General features: G+C 60.3%; 15 protein-coding genes and 1 other RNA gene. 11 read left to right on the top strand and 5 right to left on the bottom strand.

Annotation, left to right across the window (positions count from 1 at the left end; all coding sequences use genetic code 11):
* The first annotated feature begins 231 nt into the window (after positions 1-231).
* Positions 232-996 (top strand): GntR family transcriptional regulator, encoded by a 765-nt coding sequence (locus ACEN8Q_RS14145; RefSeq protein ID WP_008021853.1) that lies wholly within the window; start codon positions 232-234, stop codon positions 994-996.
* Between the two features lie 152 nt (positions 997-1,148).
* Here the strand turns inward: ACEN8Q_RS14145 and guaD are convergent, their stop codons facing one another.
* The 4 genes from guaD to xdhA all read right to left on the bottom strand — a co-directional run bounded on the left by guaD (position 1,149) and on the right by xdhA (position 7,267).
* A complete protein-coding gene (gene guaD, locus ACEN8Q_RS14140; RefSeq protein WP_413705372.1) occupies positions 1,149-2,453 on the bottom strand; it encodes a guanine deaminase in 1,305 nt (434 codons plus the stop codon).
* Between the two features lie 8 nt (positions 2,454-2,461).
* A complete protein-coding gene (gene xdhC / locus ACEN8Q_RS14135; RefSeq protein ID WP_085716804.1) occupies positions 2,462-3,304 on the bottom strand; it encodes a xanthine dehydrogenase accessory protein XdhC in 843 nt (280 codons plus the stop codon).
* Positions 3,305-3,420: 116 nt separating this feature from the next.
* A complete protein-coding gene (gene xdhB / locus ACEN8Q_RS14130; protein ID WP_413705371.1) occupies positions 3,421-5,820 on the bottom strand; it encodes a xanthine dehydrogenase molybdopterin binding subunit in 2,400 nt (799 codons plus the stop codon).
* Complete coding sequence (xdhA, locus tag ACEN8Q_RS14125) at positions 5,813-7,267, bottom strand: xanthine dehydrogenase small subunit (protein ID WP_322614141.1); 1,455 nt, start codon at positions 7,265-7,267, stop codon at positions 5,813-5,815. The genes xdhB and xdhA overlap by 8 nt, the downstream gene beginning before the upstream one ends.
* A 276-nt stretch (positions 7,268-7,543) precedes the next feature.
* Between xdhA and ACEN8Q_RS14120 the strand changes: the two genes are divergently transcribed.
* The 7 genes from ACEN8Q_RS14120 to ACEN8Q_RS14090 all read left to right on the top strand — a co-directional run bounded on the left by ACEN8Q_RS14120 (position 7,544) and on the right by ACEN8Q_RS14090 (position 18,096).
* Entirely contained in the window at positions 7,544-8,203 is a 660-nt protein-coding gene (locus tag ACEN8Q_RS14120; protein WP_413705370.1) for a GntR family transcriptional regulator, read from the top strand.
* A gap of 2 nt (positions 8,204-8,205) precedes the next feature.
* The gene (gene smc / locus ACEN8Q_RS14115; RefSeq protein ID WP_413705369.1) at positions 8,206-11,694 is read left to right on the top strand and encodes a chromosome segregation protein SMC; all 3,489 of its coding nucleotides are present in this window, start codon (positions 8,206-8,208) and stop codon (positions 11,692-11,694) included.
* Positions 11,695-11,951: 257 nt separating this feature from the next.
* Positions 11,952-12,806: a cell division protein ZipA gene (zipA, locus tag ACEN8Q_RS14110; RefSeq protein WP_413427383.1), complete on the top strand. Its 855-nt coding sequence runs from the start codon at positions 11,952-11,954 to the stop codon at positions 12,804-12,806.
* A 91-nt stretch (positions 12,807-12,897) separates the two neighbouring features.
* Positions 12,898-15,255: an NAD-dependent DNA ligase LigA gene (gene ligA, locus ACEN8Q_RS14105; RefSeq protein WP_413427384.1), complete on the top strand. Its 2,358-nt coding sequence runs from the start codon at positions 12,898-12,900 to the stop codon at positions 15,253-15,255.
* A 171-nt stretch (positions 15,256-15,426) separates the two neighbouring features.
* A complete protein-coding gene (locus ACEN8Q_RS14100; protein WP_413705368.1) occupies positions 15,427-16,593 on the top strand; it encodes a putative zinc-binding metallopeptidase in 1,167 nt (388 codons plus the stop codon).
* A 110-nt stretch (positions 16,594-16,703) separates the two neighbouring features.
* Positions 16,704-16,800: signal recognition particle sRNA small type (gene ffs, locus ACEN8Q_RS14095), an RNA gene on the top strand.
* Between the two features lie 675 nt (positions 16,801-17,475).
* On the top strand, positions 17,476-18,096 hold the full coding sequence (locus tag ACEN8Q_RS14090) for a methyltransferase family protein (protein WP_413705367.1): 621 nt from the start codon (positions 17,476-17,478) through the stop codon (positions 18,094-18,096).
* 95 nt (positions 18,097-18,191) lie between these two features.
* Here the strand turns inward: ACEN8Q_RS14090 and ACEN8Q_RS14085 are convergent, their stop codons facing one another.
* A complete protein-coding gene (locus tag ACEN8Q_RS14085; RefSeq protein WP_413427387.1) occupies positions 18,192-18,989 on the bottom strand; it encodes a substrate-binding periplasmic protein in 798 nt (265 codons plus the stop codon).
* A gap of 123 nt (positions 18,990-19,112) precedes the next feature.
* Between ACEN8Q_RS14085 and dnaX the strand changes: the two genes are divergently transcribed.
* The 3 genes from dnaX to ACEN8Q_RS14070 all read left to right on the top strand — a co-directional run bounded on the left by dnaX (position 19,113) and on the right by ACEN8Q_RS14070 (position 22,927).
* Positions 19,113-21,194 (top strand): DNA polymerase III subunit gamma/tau, encoded by a 2,082-nt coding sequence (gene dnaX, locus ACEN8Q_RS14080; RefSeq protein WP_413427388.1) that lies wholly within the window; start codon positions 19,113-19,115, stop codon positions 21,192-21,194.
* Positions 21,195-21,261: 67 nt separating this feature from the next.
* Positions 21,262-21,600 carry a YbaB/EbfC family nucleoid-associated protein gene (locus ACEN8Q_RS14075; protein ID WP_007985911.1) on the top strand — a complete coding sequence of 113 codons (339 nt, stop codon included), beginning with the start codon at positions 21,262-21,264 and terminating at the stop codon, positions 21,598-21,600.
* Positions 21,601-21,892: 292 nt separating this feature from the next.
* Positions 21,893-22,927: an NADP-dependent oxidoreductase gene (locus tag ACEN8Q_RS14070; RefSeq protein ID WP_413705366.1), complete on the top strand. Its 1,035-nt coding sequence runs from the start codon at positions 21,893-21,895 to the stop codon at positions 22,925-22,927.
* Positions 22,928-22,932: the final 5 nt, after the last annotated feature.

Raw genomic sequence — 22,932 nt, 5'->3', positions numbered from 1 at the left:
TGCATTCGCGAGCAAGCCCGCTCCCACAGGAGGGCGGATTCTGCGAACAAGCCTAAACTCAAAAGTAACCAGGCGTTGCGATACAGCCGAGGCAACATTCAGCCGTACAGTCGTGTTGCCACCATCCATTGTGTACAATCGTGGTGTTTTTTACGCGATACTTGCCAGCGACCCACTGTGCCGTATTACAGTCACCGTCAATTCGCCGCAGTTCTTCCGACTCGAGTGCCCATGAACGAACAGTTGCAACCCCTAAAGAAACAACCGCGAGCAGGCAAAGCCGGCCGCAGCGGTACCCAGGACGATATTGTCTACGCGCATATCTTCGAGGCCATCCTCGAGCAGCGTCTGGCGCCCGGCACCAAGTTGAGCGAAGAAGCGCTGGGGGAAATTTTCGGGGTCAGCCGCACCATCATTCGCCGCGCCTTGTCGCGCCTGGCCCATGAAGGCGTGGTGCTGCTGCGTCCGAATCGCGGCGCCGTCGTCGCCAGCCCGAGCGTCGAAGAGGCGCGACAGGTGTTCATGGCCCGACGTCTGGTCGAGCGCGCGATCACCGAATTGGCGGTGCAGCACGCCACCGCCGAGCAGATTGCCGAATTGCGCCAGATGGTCAACGACGAGCGCGACAGCTTTTCCCGTGGCGACCGTGGTGCCGGCATCCGCCTGTCGGGCGAATTCCACCTGAAACTGGCCGAAGCGGCAAAAAACGCCCCGTTGATCAGCTTCCAGCGCAGCCTGGTGTCCCAGACTTCGCTGATCATCGCCCAGTACGAAAGCGGCAACCGTTCCCACTGCTCCTACGACGAGCACACCCAGTTGATCGACGCCATCGAGAAACGCGACGCTGAACTGGCGGTCGACTTGATGATGCATCACATGGATCACATCGACAGCAAGCTCAACCTCGACGAGGAAAGTGCTTCGGATGATCTGCATGCGGTGTTCTCGCATTTGTTGCAGACCAAGAAGCCAGGGCGTTCGCCAGCGAAAATCTGATGGACCGCGGTGCCTGCTTCGCGAGCAAGCCCGCTCCCACATTGGAATGCGTACACCTGTGGGAGCGGGCTTGCTCGCGAAGGCGGCATCAATGACACAAAAAATCCCCCGGGGCTGAACACCACCGGGGGATTTTTTATGCCTGGCAAATTTTACCGCTGATGCACCAGATTCCCCGCCGCATAAGTCTGCAGCACTGTCCGGTCATCCCCCAGCGTCATCAACACGAACAACGTCTCGGCGATGTTATTGGCCTGCTTCAGGCGATAGCCCAGCAGTGGCGTGGCGTTGTAGTCCAGCACCAGGAAGTCGGCGTCGGTGCCCGGTTGCAGGTTGCCGATCTTGTCTTCCAGACGCAGCGCGCGGGCGCCACCGAGGGTTGCCAGATACAGCGACTTGAACGGGCTCAGGCGTGCGCCTTGCAGCTGCATGACCTTGTAGGCTTCGTTGAGGGTTTGCAGCAGCGAGAAACTGGTGCCGCCGCCCACATCGGTGCCGATGCCGACATTGAGCTTGTGCTTCTCGGCCATCGGCAGGTTGAACAGGCCGCTGCCGAGGAAGAAGTTCGAGGTCGGGCAGAACGAGATGGCCGAACCGGTTTCTGCCAGTCGCGCGCACTCCTCATCGCACAGGTGCACGCCGTGGGCGAACACCGAGCGCTCGCCGAGCAACTGGTAGTGATCGTAGACGTCCAGGTAGCCCTTGCGTTCCGGGAACAGCTCCTTGACCCACTCGATCTCCTTGAGGTTTTCGCTGATGTGGGTCTGCATGTACAGATCCGGGTATTCAGTCAGCAACTGGCCGGCCAGGGTGAGTTGTTCCGGGGTGCTGGTCGGTGCGAAACGCGGGGTGACGGCGTAGTGCAGGCGACCCTTGCCGTGCCAGCGCTCGATCAACGCCTTGCTTTCCACGTAGCTGGATTCGGCGGTGTCGGTCAGGTAGTCCGGCGCGTTGCGGTCCATCATCACCTTGCCGGCGATCATCCGCAGATCCAGCTGTTGGGCGGCTTCAAAGAACGAGTTCACCGATTGCGGGTGCACGCTGCCGAACACCAGCGCAGTGGTGGTGCCGTTGCGCAGCAGTTCCTTGATGAAAATGTCCGCGACTTCGTCAGCGTGGGCCTTGTCGGCGAACTGGCTTTCGCACGGGAAGGTGTAGGTGTTGAGCCAGTCCAGCAATTGCTCGCCGTAGGCACCGACCATGCCGGTTTGCGGCAAATGGATGTGGGTATCGATGAAGCCGGGAGTGATCAGTGCGTCCTGATAGTGGGTGATTTCGACGTCAGCCGCCAGGGTCGGCAGCAGTTCGCTGGCGTGGCCGAGGGCGCTGATCTGGCCGTTATCCACAACCAGCAAACCGTCTTCGAAGTACTCGTAGGAGGCTTCGATGCCCACGATGGCAGGGTCGGCGATGCTGTGCAGGATGGCGGCGCGGTAGGCTTTGCGAGTCAGAGGCATGAGAATTCTCAGTTGGAGGCTTGGCTGCGGCGTGACGCAGGCAGCAATTTGGCAATCGATCCGGTGCTGGCGGTGTGCTGACCGAAATTCGCGTTATAGGTGGCGATGATTTCGCCGGCGATGGAGATGGCGATTTCCACAGGCAACTTGCCTTTGACTTCGCCGATACCCATCGGGCAGCGCATGCGTTGCACGACGCTGGTGTCGAAGCCGCGGTCGCGCAGGCGATGTTCGAACTTCACGCGCTTGGTCTTCGAGCCGATCAGGCCGAAGTAGGCGAAGTCGTTGCGCTTGAGAATCGCGGCAGTGAGTTCGAGGTCGAGTTGATGGTTGTGGGTCATCACGATGCAATAGCTCCCGGCAGGGAGATCATCGACTTCATCCACCGGTTCTTCGCTGACGATCTTGCGTACACCATGGGGGATCTGTTCGGGAAACTCCGCATCCCGCGAGTCGATCCAGCGCACCCGGCAAGGCAGGCTGGCCAGCAGTGGCACCAGCGCCCGGCCCACGTGGCCGGCACCGAACACGGCGATCTGCGCCTGTACCTGGCCCATCGGTTCGAACAGCAATACCGTGGCACCACCGCAGCATTGGCCGAGGCTGGCACCGAGGCTGAAGCGCTCCAGATGGGTGTCCTGTTTGCCGCTGGCCAGCATTTCGCGGGCGATCTGCATGGCCTTGTATTCCAGGTGTCCGCCACCGATGGTGTCGAAGGCCTGGTTCGCGCTGATGACCATCTTCGAGCCGGCATTGCGCGGCGTCGAGCCGAGCTCTTCGATGATGGTTATCAGCACGCAGGGCTCACCCCGGTTTTGCAGGTCGGCGAGGGCGTCGATCCAGTTGTACATGTTCACCTCGACATCGTTGTTGTCTGTTCGGGCCTCTTCGCGAGCAAGCCCGCTCCCACAGGGGATTGCATTCCAAATGTGGGAACGGGCTTGCTCGCGAAGGCGGCGCCTCGGTCTTAGAGCGAAGCCAGCTCGGTTTCAGCCTCGACAGCCTTCGCCGCCTTCAACTGGCGCATCTGCTCACAGCCCCACAACACCCGCTCCGGGGTCGCCGGTGCATCGATTTTCGGTTGATGCCTGTAATCGCCCAGGCTCGCCACCGCGTCCTTGATTGCACACCACGAGGCGATGCCAAGCATGAACGGCGGCTCGCCCACGGCCTTGGAATGGAACACCGTGTCTTCCGGGTTCTTGCGGTTTTCCACCAGCTTCACCCGCAGGTCCAGCGGCATGTCCGCCACGGCGGGGATCTTGTAGCTGGCCGGGCCGTTGGTCATCAGCTTGCCCTTGTTGTTCCACACCAGCTCTTCCATGGTCAGCCAGCCCATGCCCTGGATGAAACCACCCTCGACCTGACCGATGTCGATGGCCGGGTTCAGCGAGGCGCCGACGTCGTGGAGGATGTCGGTGCGCAGCATCTTGTATTCGCCGGTCAGGGTGTCGACCAGCACTTCGCAGCACGCCGCACCGAAGGCGTAGTAGTAGAACGGCCGGCCACGGGCCTGGCTGCGGTCGTAGTAGATTTTCGGGGTCTTGTAGAACCCGGTGCTCGACAGCGACACCTGAGCGAAGTACGCCTGCTGGATCAGTGCTTCGAAGGTCAGGATATGGTCGCGTACGCGCACGTGGCCGTTGTGGAATTCCACGTCCTCTTCGCTGACCTTGTATTGGCGGGCAGCGAATTCCACCAGGCGTTGCTTGATGGTTTCCGCCGCGTTCTGCGCGGCCTTACCGTTAAGGTCGGCACCGCTGGAAGCGGCGGTCGGCGAGGTGTTCGGTACTTTGTCGGTGTTGGTCGCGGTGATTTGCACGCGGTCCATTTCCACCTGGAACACTTCGGCCACGACCTGCGCGACCTTGGTGTTCAGGCCCTGGCCCATTTCCGTGCCGCCGTGGTTGAGGTGGATGCTGCCGTCGGTGTAGACGTGGACCAAGGCGCCTGCCTGGTTGAGGAAGCTGGCGGTGAAGGAAATACCGAATTTCACCGGGGTCAGCGCCAGGCCTTTTTTCAGGATCGGGCTGTTGGCGTTGTAGCGACGGATGGCTTCGCGACGCTCGGCGTACTGGCTGCTTTCTTCCAGTTCGGCGGTCATCTCCTCGAGCATGTTGTGCTCGACGGTCTGGTAGTAATGGGTGACGTTGCGCTCGGTCTTGCCGTAGTAGTTGGCCTTGCGCACCGCCAGCGGGTCGAGGGCCAGGTGACGGGCGATGGCGTCCATCACTTCCTCGATGGCGACCATGCCTTGCGGGCCGCCGAAACCACGGTAGGCGGTGTTCGACGCAGTGTTCGTCTTGCAGCGATAACCGTTGATGGTCGCGTCGCCCAAGTAGTACGAGTTGTCGGAGTGGAACATGGCACGGTCAACAATCGAGTTCGACAGGTCCGGCGAGCAGCCGCAGTTACCCGCCAGTTCCAGCTGGATGCCATGCAGGCGCCCGCTGTCGTCGAAGCCCACGTCGTATTCGACATAGAACGGATGGCGCTTGCCGGTCATCAGCATGTCTTCGACCCGTGGCAGGCGCATCTTGGTCGGTTGGCCGGTCAGGTGCGCGATCACCGCGCACAGGCAGGCCGGGCTCGCGGCCTGGGTTTCCTTGCCGCCGAAACCGCCGCCCATGCGGCGCATGTCGACGACGATCTTGTTCATCGACACGTCCAGCACTTCCGCCACCAGTTTTTGCACTTCGGTGGGGTTCTGCGTGGAGCAGTAGACGATCATGCCGCCGTCTTCGGTGGGCATTACCGAAGAGATCTGGGTTTCGAGGTAGAAGTGCTCCTGGCCGCCGATGTGCAGCGTGCCCTGGATACGGTTTTTCGCGGTCGCCAATGCCCCTGTCGAATCACCGCGTTGATGGGTGTGGGTGTCCAGCACGAAATGCTTTTTGCGATAGGCCTCGACCACGTCCAGCACCGGCTCCAGGTCTTCGTATTCGATCACGGCGGCCATGGCGGCCTTGCGTGCGGTCTCCAGGTCGCGGGCGGCCACGGCCACCACTACCTGACCGACGAACTGTACCGTGTCGATGGCCAGCAACGGGTCGCCGGGCATCAATGGGCCGATGTCTTTCAGGCCCGGTACGTCTTCGTGGGTAATGGCGATGCGCACGCCTTCGAAGGCGTAGCAGGGCGCGGTGTCGATGCTGATGATGCGGGCATGGGCGCGGTCCGACATGCGCGCATAAACGTGCAACTGGTTCGGAAACTCCAGGCGGTCGTCGATGTACTGCGCTTCACCGGCGACATGCTTGGCGGCGCTATCGTGCTTGACGCTGCGGCCGACACCGGTGGTCAGGTCCTTGGCGAACAGTTCAGCCAATTCGGCTTGGGTCTTCTCTACGGCGTGATGATTAGACATAAGCGGTCACCCGAGTCTCGATGTGCGGTGTTTGCAGTTCGATGAAGTATTTGCGCAGCAGGTTCTGCGCGCTGAGCAGGCGATATTCCTTGCTGGCGCGGAAGTCCGAGAGCGGCGTGAAATCTTCGCCCAGGGCAGCGCAGGCACGTTCAACGGTGGCGTTGTTGAATGGCGAACCAAGCAACGCGGCTTCGCAGGCTGCGGCGCGTTTCGGAATGGCTGCCATGCCGCCGAAGGCGACGCGGGCCTCGGCCACCACGCCGTTTTCCAGGCGAATGTTGAAGGCGGCGCACACAGCAGAAATGTCGTCGTCCAGACGCTTGGAGACTTTGTAGGCGCGGAACAGTTTTTCGACGCTGGCGCGCGGCACGATGATCTTCTCGATGAACTCGCTTTCCTGGCGCGCGGTGACGCGGTAATCGATGAAGTAATCTTCCAGCGCCAGGGTGCGGCGGGTTTCGCCTTTGCACAGCACGATTTGCGCACCGAGGGCGATCAGCAGGGGCGGCGAGTCACCAATCGGCGAGGCGTTGCCGATGTTGCCGCCGAGGGTGCCCTGGTTGCGGATCTGCAAGGAGGCGAAGCGGTGCAGCAATTCACCGAAGTCCGGGTACTCGGCGTTCAAGGCCTCGTAGCAATCGGAAAGGGCCGTAGCGGCGCCGATTTCCAGACGATCGTCAAAACGTTCGATGCGTTTCATTTCGGCGACGTTGCCGACGTAGATCATCACCGGCAGGGTGCGGTGGAACTGCGTGACTTCCAGCGCCAGGTCGGTACCGCCGGCCAACAGGCGGGCCTGTGGATAAGCGTCGTAGAGGTCGGCCAGGTCGGCCACGGTCAGTGGCACCAGGCAGCGTTTGTCGCCGCTGTTGAGTTCGCCGATATCGGTAGGGGCAATGGCTTTCAGGCGCGCGATGGTGTCGGCCTCGCGGGCGTCGAACTGGTCCGGTTGCTTGCCGCAGCAGGACTGTTCGGCGGCTTCCAGGATCGGCCGGTAGCCGGTGCAGCGGCAGAGGTTGCCGGCCAGTGCTTCGTGGGCCTTGGCATGATCCGGTGCATCGCTGTTCTTTTGCAGGGCAAACAGCGACATCACGAAGCCAGGGGTACAGAAACCGCATTGCGAGCCGTGGCATTCGACCATGGCTTTCTGCACGCTGTGCAGTTGACCTTTGTGCTTGAGGTCTTCAACGCTGATCAGCTGTTTGCCGTGCAGGGACGAGACGAAGGTCAGGCACGAGTTGAGGCTGCGATAGCGAATGTGTTCGCGGCCGTCATCATCCGTTTGCAATTCGCCGACCACCACGGTGCAGGCGCCGCAGTCACCGCTGGCGCAGCCTTCTTTGGTGCCGGGTTTGCCCACATGGTCGCGCAGATAATTGAGCACGGTCAGGTTCGGGTCCAGGGCGTGCTCGCTACGGAGTTCCTGGTTTAGTAAAAACTGGATCACGGAAGGCCTCGCAGACTCATTATTGTTGTTAACCGATAGGACCGAATTTAGCAGGTCTGACTTTTCGGTCAATGATTTTCTGACTTAAAGGTCAGGAAATTGCATTTTGTCGATCAACCACCTGTTCCTTAATTATTGTCGCTGGTTCGATAGCCTGCCTTTTTGCTTGAATTAGCTTGAATCGTGCCAAAAACCTCCGGGCGGGCACTCCGCCATGAGGCAGCAATTGCGCTACACTGCGCGGCTTGTACAGATCGAAGAGTTTGAAGAACAGCCATGACGTTCAAGGCGCCGGACAGCCTCGCCGAGCAAATCGCTCACCACCTCGCCGAACGCATCATTCGCGGCGAAATGAAGCCCGGGGAGCGCATCCAGGAACAGAAGGTCACACTGGCCCTCAATGTCAGTCGTGGTTCGGTCCGCGAGGCTCTGCTGATCCTCGAGCGTCGGCACCTGATCGCGATCCTGCCGCGACGTGGCGCCCATGTGACCGAGCTCACGCCGCACAAGGTGCAGAGCCTGTGCACGCTGATGAGCGAGATGTACATCCTGCTGGCCAATTCCGTGGCCAGTGGCTGGAAAGTCGAGGCTGACCTCGCGCCGTTCGTGCAGATCCAGCAGCGCCTGACCGCCAGCTACGAGCGCCAGGACATCCACACCTTCGTCGACGATAGTTTCAGCGTGATGCGTGCCACCTATGGGTTTGCCAACAACCCGTACCTGCAGGAAACCGTCGAGAATCTGCAGCCGGCCATGAGTCGTGCCTATTTCCTTGCCCTGGACCAGCGCAAGGCGTCGATGAGCGAGTTCCTGGAACTGTTCGAACGCTTGCTCGCGGCCGTGATCGCCCGTGACTTTGTGCAGATTCGCGTGGTGCTGACGGCTTACGCCCAGCGCAGTTGCGAGCTGGTGATCTCCGCTCTGACGGACGCCTGAGCGTGCGCCTAAAGTGCATCAAGCTGGCGGGGTTCAAGTCCTTCGTCGACCCGACCACGGTGAACTTCCCCAGTAACATGGCGGCGGTGGTCGGACCCAATGGCTGCGGCAAGTCGAACATCATCGACGCCGTGCGCTGGGTAATGGGCGAAAGTTCGGCGAAGAACCTGCGCGGCGAGTCGATGACCGACGTCATCTTCAATGGCTCTACCAGTCGCAAGCCGGTGAGCCAGGCGAGCATCGAGCTGGTGTTCGATAACTCCGACGGGACACTGCTCGGCGAGTACGCTGCCTACGCGGAAATTTCCATTCGCCGCAAAGTGACCCGCGACAGCCAGACCACCTATTACCTCAACGGCACCAAATGCCGGCGTCGTGACATTACTGACATCTTCCTCGGCACCGGCCTTGGTCCGCGCAGTTACTCGATCATCGAGCAGGGGATGATCTCCAAGCTGATCGAATCCAAGCCCGAAGACCTGCGTAACTTCATCGAAGAAGCCGCGGGCATCTCCAAGTACAAGGAGCGCCGGCGCGAGACGGAAAACCGTATCCGCCGCACCCACGAAAACCTTGAGCGCCTCACCGACCTGCGTGAAGAGCTTGAGCGTCAGCTCGAACGCTTGCACCGCCAGGCCGAGGCCGCCAAGAAGTATCAGGAATTCAAGGGCGAGGAGCGTCAGCTCAAGGCCCAGCTGTCAGCCCTGCGCTGGCAGGCGCTGAACGATCAGGTCGGCCAGCGTGAAGCGATCATCGGTAATCAGGAAGTTTCCTTCGAAGCCCTGGTGGCCGAGCAACGCAATGCCGACGCGAGCATCGAGCGCCTGCGTGACGGGCACCACGACCTGTCGGAGCGCTTCAATCTGGTGCAAGGGCGCTTCTACTCGGTCGGCGGCGACATTGCCCGGGTCGAGCAGAGCATCCAGCACGGCCAGCAGCGTCTGCGGCAATTGCAGGACGACCTGAAAGAAGCCGAGCGCGCACGCCTGGAAACCGAATCCCACCTGGGCCACGACCGCACGTTGCTGCTGACCCTCGGCGAAGAGCTGGACATGCTCACCCCGGAACAGGAAGTCACCAGCGCCGCCGCCGAAGAGGCCGCTGCCGCGCTGGAAGAATCCGAAACCACCATGCATGGCTGGCAGGAGCAGTGGGATACGTTCAACCTCAGCGCCGCCGAGCCGCGCCGTCAGGCCGAAGTGCAGCAATCGCGGATCCAGCAGCTGGAAACCAGCCTTGAGCGTCTGGCCGATCGCCAGAAGCGTCTTGGTGAAGAGCGCGCCTTGCTCTCGGCGGACCCGGAAGACGCGGCGATCATGGAACTCAGCGAGCAGCTCGCTGAATCCGAAGCGACCCTTGAGGATTTGCAGACCAGCGAAGAAGCGCAGGTCGAAAAACTTGAGCAATTGCGTCAGGAGCTGCAGCAGGCGCTGTCGGCGCAACAGCAGGCCCAAGGTGATTTGCAGCGGCTCAACGGGCGGCTGGCTTCGCTTGAAGCCTTGCAGCAAGCCGCGCTCGACCCGGGTACCGGTACCGCCGAATGGCTGCGCGAGCAGCACCTGGCGGATCGTCCGCGCCTGGCCGAAGGGCTGAAGGTTGAAGCCGGTTGGGAGCTGGCGGTGGAAACCGTGCTCGGTGCCGACTTGCAAGCGGTGCTGGTGGACGATTTCAACGATTTCGATCTGTCGGGCTTTGCCCAGGGCGATTTGCGTTTGCTCAGCCCGGCCAGCGATGGCGTACGAGTGCCGGGCAGCTTGCTGGACAAGGTTGAAGCGCAGATCGACCTGTCGCCATGGCTGGGGCAGGTCAAGCCGGTCGACAGCCTTGAACAGGCCTTGGCCTTGCGCGGGCAACTGGCTGCCGGGCAGAGCCTGATCAGTCGTGACGGTTACTGGGTCGGTCGGCATTTTCTGCGGGTGCGCCGGGCCAGTGAAGCGGAAAGCGGCGTGCTCGCCCGTGGTCAGGAAATCCAGCAACTGGGCCTTGAGCGCGAAGCGCTTGAAGCCGCTGTCGAAACCCTGGAAACCCAACTGCAGAATCTCAGGGCCCAGCAGCGTCAGCAGGAAAACGGTCGCGAACATTTGCGCCGCTTGCTGCAGGACGAAGCGCGTCAGCAAGGTGAGTTGAAGGCTCAATTGTCGGCCGGCAAAGCCAAGGTCGAGCAATTGACCCTGCGCCGTACCCGCCTCGACGAAGAGCTCACCGAGCTGGACGAACAACGCGCCCTGGAGCACGAAAACATCGGCGAAGCGCGCCTGCAATTGCAGGAAGCCCTCGACAGCATGGCGCTGGACACTGAGCAGCGTGAGTTGCTGCTGGCGCAGCGCGACAGTTTGCGTGAGCGCCTGGACCGGGTGCGTCAGGAAGCGCGGCAACACAAGGATCACGCCCACCAGTTGGCGGTGCGTTTAGGTTCGCTCAAGGCACAGCATGATTCGACGCGCCAGGCGCTGGAGCGTCTGGAGATGCAGTCCGAGCGGCTGACCGAAAAGCGCGAGCAACTGAGCCTCAATCTGGAGGAGGGCGAAGCGCCACTGGAAGAATTGCGTTTGAAGCTCGAGGAGTTGCTCGACAAACGCATGACCGTCGACGAAGAGCTCAAGACCGCGCAGATCGCCCTTGAAGACGCCGACCGCGAATTGCGCGACGCCGAGAAGCGCCGCAGCCAGGCCGAACAACAATCCCAGTTGATTCGCAGTCAGCTCGAAACCCAACGCATGGAATGGCAAGCCCTGACCGTGCGCCGCAAGACCTTGCACGACCAGTTGCTGGAAGACGGCTACGATCTCCACGGCGTACTTGCGACATTGACTGCCGAGGCCAGCGAGAAGGAAGCCGAGGAAGAACTTGAGCGCATCGCCGCGAGGATTCAGCGCCTGGGCGCGATCAACCTGGCGGCCATCGATGAGTACCAGCAACAATCGGAGCGTAAACGTTATCTGGATGCCCAGAATGACGATCTGGTGGAAGCGCTCGACACCCTTGAGAACGTGATTCGCAAGATCGACAAGGAAACCCGCAACCGTTTCAAGGATACCTTTGATCAGATCAATGGCGGTTTACAGGCGCTTTTCCCAAAAGTTTTCGGTGGAGGTCGCGCGTATTTGGAACTGACGGGCGAAGATTTACTCGATACAGGGGTAACAATCATGGCGCAGCCGCCCGGAAAGAAGAACAGCACCATCCATTTGCTCTCCGGCGGCGAAAAAGCCCTGACCGCATTGGCCCTGGTTTTTGCGATCTTCAAATTGAATCCGGCGCCGTTCTGCATGCTCGATGAAGTTGACGCGCCGCTGGATGACGCTAACGTTGGACGCTACGCGCGATTGGTAAAAGAGATGTCACAGACAGTGCAGTTCATCTATATCACCCACAACAAGATCGCCATGGAAATGGCCGAACAACTGATGGGTGTGACGATGCACGAACCCGGTTGTTCACGTCTGGTGGCAGTGGATGTCGAGGAGGCGATGGCGATGGTGGACGCCTGAGTCGTGATTGCAGGAAGAGTGTTTACGGTTCGTAGGACTCTTTTCCACGCTTCGACTTGCTGGCCAATCGACATATTCGCGCTAGCCGACGTGGTAGACGGTGTAAAGTTACCTTTGGTCGTGCTAGTTTAATGTCAATTTTTCGTATACGTGGGCAAAACGCCTGTCAGAACATAGAGTTGGCGCCACGTTTTAAAGCGGTTTACAGGTTGTAAACCCCTTATTTTTCAGCATTTTTCATAGAGGCACGGGATTACATGGAAATCGGTCTGCGCGAGTGGCTGATCGTCATCGGCATAATTGTCATTGCCGGTATTCTTTTCGATGGCTGGCGCCGTATGCGCGGCGGCAAGGGAAAACTGAAGTTCCGTCTTGATCGAAGTCTGTCCAACCTGCCGGACGAGGACAGCAGCGCCGAGCTGCTGGGCCCGCCGCGAGTGCTGGACACCCATAAAGAGCCGCAACTGGACGAGCAGGACCTGCCGTCGGTGAGCATGCCGGCCCGGGAGCCTCGCGAGTCGGGCTCCAAGCGCGGCAAGCGTGGCCACAGCGAGCCTTCCCAGGGCGACATGAACCTCAGCCTGGATCTGGACGGCGGCCCGAGTTTCAGCAGCCGCGACGATGATTTCCCGGCCGAAACCAAGTCCTCGCCATCGGTCGGCGACAAGGAACAGCCGCAAGCTGAAGAAGTGCTGGTGATCAGCGTGATCTGCCGCGACGCTGCCGGCTTCAAGGGCCCTGCGCTGTTGCAGAACATTCTGGAAAGCGGCCTGCGTTTCGGCGAGATGGATATTTTCCACCGTCACGAAAGCATGGCGGGCAACGGTGAAGTCCTGTTCTCCATGGCCAACGCCGTCAAGCCGGGCGTATTCGACCTGGACGACATCGACCACTTCAGCACCCCGGCGGTGAGCTTCTTCCTGGGCCTGCCAGGCCCTCGCCATCCGAAGCAAGCCTTCGACGTGATGGTGGCCGCGGCGCGTAAACTGTCCCAGGAGCTCAACGGCGAACTGAAGGACGACCAGCGCAGCGTACTGACCGCCCAGACGATCGAGCACTACCGTCAGCGCATCGTGGAATTCGAACGCCGCGCCCTGACCCAGAAGCGTTGATTGAAATGGTTATTCCCGCGCGGCGCGCGGGATGATCGGCAAAACGGATTGAGCAGCCTCGGCTGCTCTTTTGCTTTATGAGAGAACACCCATGACCGCCGCCAAGAACCGTATTTTAGAGCTGCGCGCTGAGCTGGATCAGCACAACTATCGTTACCATGTGCTCGACGAGCCGAGCATTCCGGACGCCGAATACGACCGCTTGTTCAACGAGCTCAAGGCGCTGGAAGCGGCCAATCCCGAACTGATCACCAGCGACTCGCCCACCCAGCGAGTGGGCAGCGCGGCGCTGTCGGCGTTTACCCAGGTGCGCCACGAAGTACCGATGCTCAGCCTCGGCAACGCCTTCGAAGAAACCGACATGCGTGAGTTCGACCGTCGGGTGACCGAAGGCCTGGATTTGCCGGCGGGCGACCTGTTCGGTGGCGGCGCAACCGTTGAATATAGCTGTGAACCCAAGCTCGATGGCCTGGCCGTCAGCCTGCTGTATCAGGATGGCATCCTGGTGCGCGGCGCGACCCGCGGTGATGGCACGACTGGCGAAGACATCAGCGTCAACGTGCGCACGGTACGCAATATTCCGCTCAAGCTGCACGGCACTGGCTGGCCGGCGACCCTGGAAGTGCGTGGCGAAGTGTTCATGTCCAAGGCCGGTTTCGAGCGGCTCAATGCCACGCAGCTGGAAGTCGGCGGCAAGACCTTCGCCAACCCGCGCAACGCGGCGGCAGGCAGTTTGCGCCAGCTGGATTCGAAGATCACCGCCAATCGTCCGCTGGAATTCTGCTGCTATGGCATCGGCCAGGTGTCGGCGGACATTGCCGACACGCACGCCGGCAATTTGCAGCAACTCCAGGCCTGGGGCATGCCGATCAGTCATGAGCTGAAGCTGGCGCAGGGTATCGCCGAATGTCTGGATTACTACCGCGACATCGGTGAGCGGCGCAGCGCGCTACCTTATGAAATCGACGGTGTGGTGTTCAAGGTCAACAGCATTGCCTCCCAGCGCGAACTGGGTTTTCGCGCCCGTGAGCCGCGTTGGGCCATCGCCCACAAATTCCCGGCGATGGAAGAACTCACCGAACTGCTCGATGTGGAGTTCCAGGTCGGCCGAACCGGTGCGGTGACGCCGGTGGCGCGTCTGAAACCGGTCAAGGTCGCCGGTGTCACGGTGGCCAACGCCACGCTGCACAACATGGATGAAGTGGCGCGCCTGGGCCTGATGATCGGTGACACGGTGATCATCCGTCGTGCGGGTGACGTGATTCCGCAAGTGGTGCAAGTGGTCATGGAGCGTCGTCCGGAAAGCGCCCGGCCTGTGCAGATTCCCGAGCAGTGCCCGGTGTGCGGTTCCCATGTCGAGCGCACGCAACTGATCAAGCGCAGCAAGGGCCGTGAGACGGTCAGCGAAGGCGCGGTGTATCGCTGCGTCGGCCGCCTGGCCTGTGGCGCGCAACTCAAACAGGCAATCATTCACTTCGTGTCCCGGCGCGCCATGGACATCGAGGGCCTGGGTGAGAAGAGTGTCGAGCAACTGGTGGACGAAGGCCTGGTGAGTTCGCCGGCCGATCTGTACGCCCTGACGTTCGAGCAGATCGTCGATCTGGAAGGCTTTGCCGAGCTGTCGAGCAAGAACCTGCTCGGCGCCATCGAAGACAGCAAGAAGCCAGGCCTGGCACGGTTCATCTACGCCCTCGGCATTCCCGATGTCGGCGAGGAGACGGCCAAGGTGCTGGCCCGCTCCCTGGGTTCGCTGGAGCGGGTGCAACAGGCCTTGCCACAGGTGCTGACGTACTTGCCGGACGTCGGGCTGGAAGTCGCGTACGAGATCCACAGCTTCTTCGAGGACGCGCACAACCAGCAGGTGATCGCCGATTTGCTCAAGCATGGCATGCAGATTCAGGATCAGGGCGAGTTGGGTGCCGAGTTTGCCGCAAGTACGACATTGGGCGGTTTCCTCGACAAGCTGCATATTCCGTCGGTCGGTCCGGGGGGGGCGCAGAAACTGGCGGACAAGTTCGGCTCGTTGCAGGCGGTGATCGGCGCTGACTGGCTCGACATGCGTCAGGCGCTACCGGAGAAACAAGCCAATTCGGTGCGCGAGTTCTTTGCGCTCGAAGAAAATCGCCAATTGGCCGAAGCGGCCGAGAAGCAACTGGTCGATTTTGGCATGCACTGGCAGAGCGAGAAGAAGGTTGTCGAAGGCTTGCCGCTGGCCGGGCAGACCTGGGTGCTGACCGGCTCCCTGGAGCTGATGAGCCGCGATGTGGCCAAGGACAAGCTCGAAAGCCTGGGGGCCAAGGTCGCCGGCTCCGTGTCGGCCAAGACCCATTGCGTGGTGGCTGGACCCGGCGCGGGCTCCAAGTTGACCAAGGCTAATGAGCTGGGCTTGAAAGTGCTGGATGAAGAGGCGTTTGTTGAAACATTGCGCGGGTACGGCAAGGTAGATTGAGCAGCAATTCAACCTGTAGGAGCGAGCCTGCTCGCGATGGTGGATCAGGCGCATTGATGTCGACTGACACTCCATCGCGAGCAGGCTCGCTCCTACAGGGGTTGCGTTCGACCTGGGAACGATCCTCCTTGGGAAATGATCTAGTCTTGGCAAGCCCAGGGAGAGATCGCCATGTACCGTTTCTTCGAACAGCTCAGCTCGCGCATCACCGCGCCGTTCATGGGTGAAAGTTCGCGCAACAGCAAGGTGTGGTCGTGTCGTTGCGGGCAGTCGCTGTTTTTTCGCAACAGCCAGTGCCTGGCCTGTTCGGCGGCGTTGGGTTATCAGCCGGAGCAGAGTCGCTTGTCCTCACTGCAGCCGGGTGCGCAAGCGGGCACCTGGCTGCTTGATGTCGATCCGGAGGCTGGCCTGTTTCGACGTTGCGCCAACCTCGATTCCCCGGCGGCCTGTAATTGGTTGCTGCCTGCCAATGACCATGAGGCCTTGTGCGTTGCCTGCAGCCTCAATCGCACCATTCCCGATTTGTCGATAGCCGCCAACCACGAGCGCTGGCGCAAGGTGGAAACCGCCAAGCGGCGTCTGGTCGCGCAACTGGTCAGCCTGGGGTTGCAGGTGCTTCCCAGGACAGTCGATGAAGAGGCTGGTCTTGCCTTCGATTTCATCGGCATGGACCTCGAAGGCAAACCGCCCACCACGGGGCATGCCAATGGCTTGATCACCCTCGATATCAAGGAAGCCGACGACGCGCACCGCGAGCAGATGCGAGTGCATTTGCACGAACCCTATCGCACGCTGCTCGGGCATTTTCGTCACGAGGTCGGGCATTACTACTGGGACCGCTTGATTGCCAGCAGCCATTGGCTGGAGCCTTTTCGCCGGTTGTTCGGCGATGAGCGCGCCAGCTATGCCGAAGCCATTGAGCGACATTATCAGCAGGGTGCGCCGCCCGACTGGCAACAGCACTACGTCAGCGCCTACGCAACCATGCACCCGTGGGAAGACTGGGCGGAAACCTGGGCGCATTACCTGCACATGATGGATGCCGTGGACACCGCGCTGGGCTTTGGCATGAGCGCTCGGGAACTGGAATTCGACTATCAGCCGTTTCCGCCTGAAACCCTCTACGATCCGCAGCATCCAGGTGGCGGGGCTTTTCTGTCATTCGTCAATGCGTGGATCGAACTGGCCGGCATGCTCAATGAACTGTCACGCAGCATGGGGCAGCCGGATTTCTATCCGTTCGTCCTGCCGCCTGCGGTGATCGCCAGGCTGCACTTTATCCACCTGGTGATTCAGCAGGAGGGCGGCAGGGCGGACGAGGTGCTTCAGGCGCAATAGCAAGTGCTTGAACCCCCTCATATTTTTAATCCTAACCAACGGTTGTAACTTCGCCTCAGATAGGTACAATGGCGCGGCTCGCCGTCAGGTGAGCGTCGTTATGGTGACCCCATCGGTCCCCCCGCAACGATCAGCCGTGAACCCGGTCAGGCCTGGAAGGGAGCAGCCGCAGCGGTGACATTGTGTGCCGGGGTGTGGCTGGTGGGGTCGCCACCTATCTCTAAATCCTTGAGTCTACAAGGATTTGTCAGTAAAAAATCTCGAAGTGTGACTGCGTTCTGGTACGCCAAAGTGGTGCGCCATGCGAGCGTGCAGGCTTTACGTTTGCACTCTTCAAAACCTTACTGCGCTCTCCAATTGCCTTGCTGTGGCATCTTTGCACACCTTCTCGCTGCTGGCCCAGGTTGGCAAACACTCCACACTCCATTGGCTACGTGTCCTGGTCCGATCAGGGGCAATCTTCCGTTGATTTTTTGGGTTTACCGGAGTCATCGCCATAGGCAAATCGAATAGTTGGCCATGTTGTTATGAAGATTCGATATTTGCACGGATTGATATCTGGTCCTATTGGTTATTATGGGTAAATGCTTAGTTCTATCAAGTTGTAAGGAACGATAGTTTCAAGGCATTAAGGCAGGCGTGCGTTTTGAAAGGAATCGTGAAAGTGTCGGAGTTTTGACTTGTCGCTGAGTCGGGCGGGGACGGACTTCAGTCTTGCCATTAGAGTGTTTTCAAGGTGGAGGCTTGAGGTCTGATTTTTAGCTAGGCTGTGATGAACAGTGGTGACGTAATCGCAGTGTCGACAATGTCAGTGGGTAAGGGGGTGCAAATCAAGGCACCTCAAAACGGATTTTGGTTGCTTTTCGGGCGGGAGTGTCTGGCATGAGTTCATTGTCTACAGTGCTGCAGTCGAGATGGGTCGGATTTTATAGCGGAGTTATCCTGGCGGGGGTGTGGAGTGTTTTTGCTTATGCTCATCTGGTCCGATTTCAGGAAACGCATGAACTGACCATGCTTTTGTTCTGTCTCGCCGAGACGCTGACAGCAGTTTTGTACATTTTTCGAAGCGAGCCAAAGACGGTTTCGGTCATTCCGCTCGACTGGTTGATGGCGGCAGGTGGGACGTTTGCCCCATTATTTTTCCGGCCGGAGGCTTGGGGAATACTCCCGTGGGCGAGTTTTCTGATTGTTGTGGGAACGGTCATTCAGGTGCTGGGGGTGCTTTCTCTAAACCGCAGCTTTGCGATCGTTGCAGCGAAGCGGGTTATCAAGACTGCATGGATGTATCGCGTGGTGCGTCATCCTATCTATGCCAGTTATTGTCTGACGTTTACGGGCTATGTGTTGGAAAATACATCGCTGGCGAATGTAACGATCTATGCAGCAACTATCGGTTTTCTGGTCGCGCGAATATTTCGAGAGGAAGCGCATCTTTCTCTTGATCCATTATATCGAGAGTATATGCAGGGTGTTCGTTTTCGGCTTGTTCCATTCATATTTTAGTTTCCGGGTGTTGACTGGCACGCTTACATGTGGGGTTGCCACCTTAACGCCAGGCGAGTGTTCTCTCGCGTTATCTTTCTGAAAACACCCTTTGGCTAGTTGCCAGGATCTTGTCCGGGGCGGTTTTTTGTTGTTTCCGATTTATCCACAGCCACAGGCTCGCCACCGATATACAACCGAACAGTCTCATCGATCTCCCCGGACATCTTCATCCGCACCAGTGTGCGCAGAATGCGCTCCACCGGCACTTGCGGGTCGTTGCGTACGTAGCAGCCGATATTCTGCTCCTGCAGCACCGCCACACTGTGCAGTTGTTGTTCCGGCAGCAGGCGCTGATTGAACCAGTCCAGGCTCCATTGATTGCTGACTGCATAGCGGTTGCGGCCGGCGAGGAGTTTTTCCAGCACCTGTTCCTGGCTGCGTGCGTCGTCGCGATGCAACTGGTTGGTGTCGAACAGCGGTTGCAGGGTCGGGTAGCTGTAGCTCAGCACGGTGCCGATGGACTGGTTTGGCAGATCTGCCGGGTTCACGGCGTCGGGCTGCGCATGCCGGGCGACCAACAGGTCGGGCTGGGTAAAGAGCGGGATGCTCCAGATGTAGTCGCCGGACTGCCGGGGCAGCCACGATTGCGCGGCATAACAGCGGACATCGACCTCGCCTTGCTCCATGGCGCTTTGCACTCGCCCGCGGGGCAATACATGGAATTCGGCCGGTAAGCCGACCTGGGTCGCGAGACTGAGCATCACGTCATACAGGATGCCCTGGGTCGGTTTGCCCCGTTCCAGTTGCACCATGGGCATGGTCCAACTGTCGCTTATCACGAAGCGCAGCGGTGCTGGCGCGGCCGCTCCGTCCAGGCTGATCAACAGCAATGCCCCCATGGCCAGCCTCATAAACACTCCGTTAAAAGCCCCCGATGTGCAGCTTGGCCAGAATACACGAGCGCACCGGATGCAATTTGTGCCTTGCTCCGCTAGCATTAGCCGCTTCTGCTTCCTTCGCTGCGACGGTTTTCGATGAGTTATCAGGTTCTTGCACGTAAATGGCGTCCGCGCTCGTTCCGCGAAATGGTCGGCCAGACCCATGTGCTCAAGGCTCTGATCAATGCCTTGGACAGCCAGCGGCTGCACCACGCCTACCTCTTTACCGGTACCCGTGGGGTCGGCAAGACCACCATCGCGCGGATCATTGCCAAATGCCTGAACTGTGAAACAGGTATCACTTCGACCCCCTGCGGTGAATGCTCGGTGTGCCGCGAAATCGACGAAGGCCGCTTTGTCGACCTGATCGAAATCGACGCCGCGAGCCGCACCAAGGTCGAAGATACCCGCGAATTGCTCGACAACGTGCAGTACGCCCCGAGCCGCGGGCGCTTCAAGGTCTACCTGATCGACGAAGTGCACATGCTCTCCAGCCATTCGTTCAACGCGCTGCTCAAAACCCTTGAGGAACCGCCACCCTACGTCAAGTTCATCCTGGCGACCACTGATCCGCAGAAACTTCCGGCAACGATTCTGTCGCGGTGCCTGCAGTTCTCCCTGAAGAACATGACGCCGGAACGCGTTGTCGAGCACTTGACCCACGTGCTGGGTGCCGAGAACGTACCGTTCGAAGACGATGCGCTGTGGTTGCTGGGCCGTGCCGCCGACGGATCGATGCGTGATGCCATGAGCCTGACCGATCAGGCCATTGCCTTCGGTGAAGGCAAGGTCCTGGCGGCCGACGTGCGGGCGATGCTCGGGACGCTCGATCACGGGCAGGTCTACGACGTCCTGCATGCGCTGATCGAAGGCGATGCCAAGGCGTTGCTCGAAGCCGTCCGCCACCTGGCCGAACAGGGCCCGGACTGGAACGGCGTGCTTTCGGAAATTCTCAATGTGCTGCACCGCGTTGCCATCGCCCAGGCGTTGCCGGAAGGTGTCGATAACGGTCATGGCGACCGTGATCGCGTGCTGGCACTGGCCCAGGCGTTGCCGGCCGAAGACGTGCAGTTCTACTACCAGATGGGCCTGATCGGCCGCCGCGACTTGCCGCTGGCGCCGGATCCCCGGGGCGGTTTTGAAATGGTGTTGCTGCGGATGCTGGCATTCCGGCCCGCAGACACCGCGGATGCCCCAAGGCAACCGCTAAAGCCAGTGGGGATCAGCCAGGCCACAGTTGATTCCGCAAATTCAGTGGCTGCCGCGCCGGTTGTTGCGCCGGTAGTCGCTGCGGCCGTAGCACCGATAGCGGCTGTGCCGGTGGCGGCGCCAGCGCCTGCGCCGGAACCGGAAGCGCCGGTCGTTGTGCCAGAGCCTGCGCCTGCGCCTGTGGTTGAAGCGGTGGTGGTTGAAGAGGTTGTCGACCTGCCATGGAATGACCCGGTCGAGCCCGCGCCCGTTCAGCAACCGGCGGTGGAGCCTGTACTGGAAACCGCCAGCGAACAACCCGAATTACCGCCGATGCCGTTGCCGACGCCGGACAGCGTGGTGCCGGACGCCCCTGAGTGGGCTGCCGCGCCGATCCCGGAACCTTCGGTGGCCGACGTCGATGCCGCGACGCCGGGCATGGACCTGGATGACGAGCCGCCGCTGGACGAGGATTACATCGAGCCGGACATGGATTCGGCCTACAGTTACCTCGACGAACTGGCCAGCGAGCATGCTGCTGACCCGGCTCCGGAACCCGAGCCTGAGCCCGCGGCAATGCCGGCCACCGGTCTGGCCCTGCAATGGCTGGAGCTGTTCCCGAAATTGCCGATTTCCGGCATGACCGGCAGTATCGCCGCCAACTGCACGCTGATCGCGGTGGATGGCGACAATTGGCTGATGCACCTGGACCCGGCACACAGTGCCTTGTTCAACGCCACTCAGCAGCGTCGTCTCAACGATGCGCTGAACCAGTATCACCAGCGCACGCTGACCCTGAACATCGAGCTGATCAAGCCCGAGCAGGAAACTCCGGCACAGGCGGCTTCTCGGCGCCGCGCCGACCGTCAGCGCGAGGCGGAGGAATCGATCCACGGTGATCCGTTCATCCAGCAAATGATGCAGCAGTTCGGTGCGGTGATCCGTAACGATACTATTGAGCCTGTCGACGCCCTGGTCACTCAGGGCTAATAACTGAAGGTGCTCGGCCGCATGGGCCGGGCGCTGTTTTGATCCAAGTACTTTTGAGGTGATTACCATGATGAAAGGTGGCATGGCCGGCCTGATGAAGCAGGCGCAGCAGATGCAGGAAAAAATGGCCAAGATGCAGGAAGAACTGGCCAACGCCGAAGTCACCGGTAAGGCCGGTGGCGATATGGTCACCGTGGTGATGACCGGTCGCCATGACGTCAAGAGCGTCACCATCGACCCAAGCCTGGTTGAAGGCCTGAGCGAGGACGACAAGGAAATGCTCGAAGCGGTCGTCGCTGCCGCCGTCAACGACGCCGTGCGCAAGATCGAAGCCAACAGCCAGGAAAAAATGGGCAGCATGACTGCCGGCATGCAACTGCCGCCGGGCATGAAACTGCCATTCTGATTCGCCTTCAGGCGGCAGATGAGCTACAAAAATGCCAGGCATTGCGCCTGGCATTTTTGTTTCTGGCTGACAGATATGTGTGGCTGACAGATATGTGTGGCTGACATGCCGCCATCGTCGGATCGCCGCCCGGAGCAAGCCCGCTCCCACAGGGGATTGCATTCCAAATGTGGGAGCGGGCTTGCTCGCGAAGAAGTCGCCTCGGTCTTGCTGAATAAACATCGAACGCCAAACCACCACAAAGGTCTGCTCCCTATATCACCGAACCTCATCGATTACAGGAGACGCTGCCATGTCCGACCCCATGACCCTCAATCAACGTATTGTCCTGGCTTCTCGCCCGGTAGGCGCGCCAACGCCGGAAAACTTCCGAATGGAGCGGGTACCGCTGCCGGATCTGGCCGACGGTCAGGTGCTGCTCAAGACCGTTTTCCTGTCGCTGGATCCCTACATGCGCGGACGCATGAGTGACGCACCTTCCTACGCTGCACCGGTGGAAATCGGCGAAGTCATGACCGGGGGCGCTGTCAGCCGGGTCGAGCGATCGCTCAATCCGAAGTTTCAGGAAGGTGATCTGGTGGTCGGTGCCACCGGTTGGCAAAGCCACAGCATCAATGACGGACGCAGCATCATCCCGGTGCCCTCGGGATTGCCAAGTGCGTCGATGGCCCTTGGGGTGTTGGGGATGCCGGGCATGACCGCGTACATGGGACTGATGGACATCGGCCAGCCCAAGGCCGGCGAGACCCTGGTGGTTGCAGCGGCGTCCGGCGCGGTGGGTTCGGTGGTCGGCCAGGTGGCGAAAATCAAGGGACTGCGTGTGGTCGGCGTGGCCGGCGACGCGGACAAGTGCCGGTATGTGGTCGATGAATTGGGTTTCGACGCCTGCATCGACCACAAGAGCCCCGATTTTGCTGAAGAACTGGCACACGCCTGTCCCAAAGGCATCGACATTTATTATGAAAACGTCGGCGGCAAAGTGTTCGACGCCGTGGTGCCGTTGCTCAATCCCAAGGCGCGGATTCCACTGTGCGGCCTGATTGCCTCCTATAACGCCTATGAAGCGCCGAGCGGGCCGGATCGCCTGCCGCTGTTGCAGCGCACCTTGTTGACCAAGCGGGTGCGCATCCAGGGCTTCATCGTGTTCGATGACTATGGTGATCGCCAGCCGGAATTCCTCAGTGCCATGGCGCCCTGGGTGCGCGATGGCAAAGTGAAATTCCGCGAAGATGTGGTCCATGGCCTGGAGCAGGCTCCCGATGCGTTCATCGGCATGCTGGAAGGGCGCAACTTCGGCAAACTGGTGGTTCAGGTTTCCCGGGACTGAGTTAT

This window comes from Pseudomonas sp. Pseusp16 (assembly GCF_047324915.1).
In the GTDB taxonomy this organism is placed as follows: domain Bacteria; phylum Pseudomonadota; class Gammaproteobacteria; order Pseudomonadales; family Pseudomonadaceae; genus Aquipseudomonas; species Aquipseudomonas fluorescens_CD.
The sequence above is the reverse complement of the archived record's forward strand: the minus strand, read 5'-3'. Positions and strand labels throughout refer to the sequence as shown.

Bases quoted from the DNA above. Each gene is read 5' to 3' on its own strand.
- guaD (WP_413705372.1), bottom strand. From the start codon at position 2,453: ATGCCTCTGACTCGCAAAGCCTACCGCGCCGCCATCCTGCACAGCATC.
- ligA (WP_413427384.1), top strand. From the start codon at position 12,898: ATGACCGCCGCCAAGAACCGTATTTTAGAGCTGCGCGCTGAGCTGGAT.
- dnaX (WP_413427388.1), top strand. From the start codon at position 19,113: ATGAGTTATCAGGTTCTTGCACGTAAATGGCGTCCGCGCTCGTTCCGC.
- ACEN8Q_RS14120 (WP_413705370.1), top strand. From the start codon at position 7,544: ATGACGTTCAAGGCGCCGGACAGCCTCGCCGAGCAAATCGCTCACCAC.
- ACEN8Q_RS14145 (WP_008021853.1), top strand. From the start codon at position 232: ATGAACGAACAGTTGCAACCCCTAAAGAAACAACCGCGAGCAGGCAAA.
- zipA (WP_413427383.1), top strand. From the start codon at position 11,952: ATGGAAATCGGTCTGCGCGAGTGGCTGATCGTCATCGGCATAATTGTC.
- ACEN8Q_RS14100 (WP_413705368.1), top strand. From the start codon at position 15,427: ATGTACCGTTTCTTCGAACAGCTCAGCTCGCGCATCACCGCGCCGTTC.
- ACEN8Q_RS14085 (WP_413427387.1), bottom strand. From the start codon at position 18,989: ATGAGGCTGGCCATGGGGGCATTGCTGTTGATCAGCCTGGACGGAGCG.
- ACEN8Q_RS14070 (WP_413705366.1), top strand. From the start codon at position 21,893: ATGTCCGACCCCATGACCCTCAATCAACGTATTGTCCTGGCTTCTCGC.
- xdhB (WP_413705371.1), bottom strand. From the start codon at position 5,820: ATGTCTAATCATCACGCCGTAGAGAAGACCCAAGCCGAATTGGCTGAA.
- ACEN8Q_RS14075 (WP_007985911.1), top strand. From the start codon at position 21,262: ATGATGAAAGGTGGCATGGCCGGCCTGATGAAGCAGGCGCAGCAGATG.
- ACEN8Q_RS14090 (WP_413705367.1), top strand. From the start codon at position 17,476: ATGAGTTCATTGTCTACAGTGCTGCAGTCGAGATGGGTCGGATTTTAT.
- xdhC (WP_085716804.1), bottom strand. From the start codon at position 3,304: ATGTACAACTGGATCGACGCCCTCGCCGACCTGCAAAACCGGGGTGAG.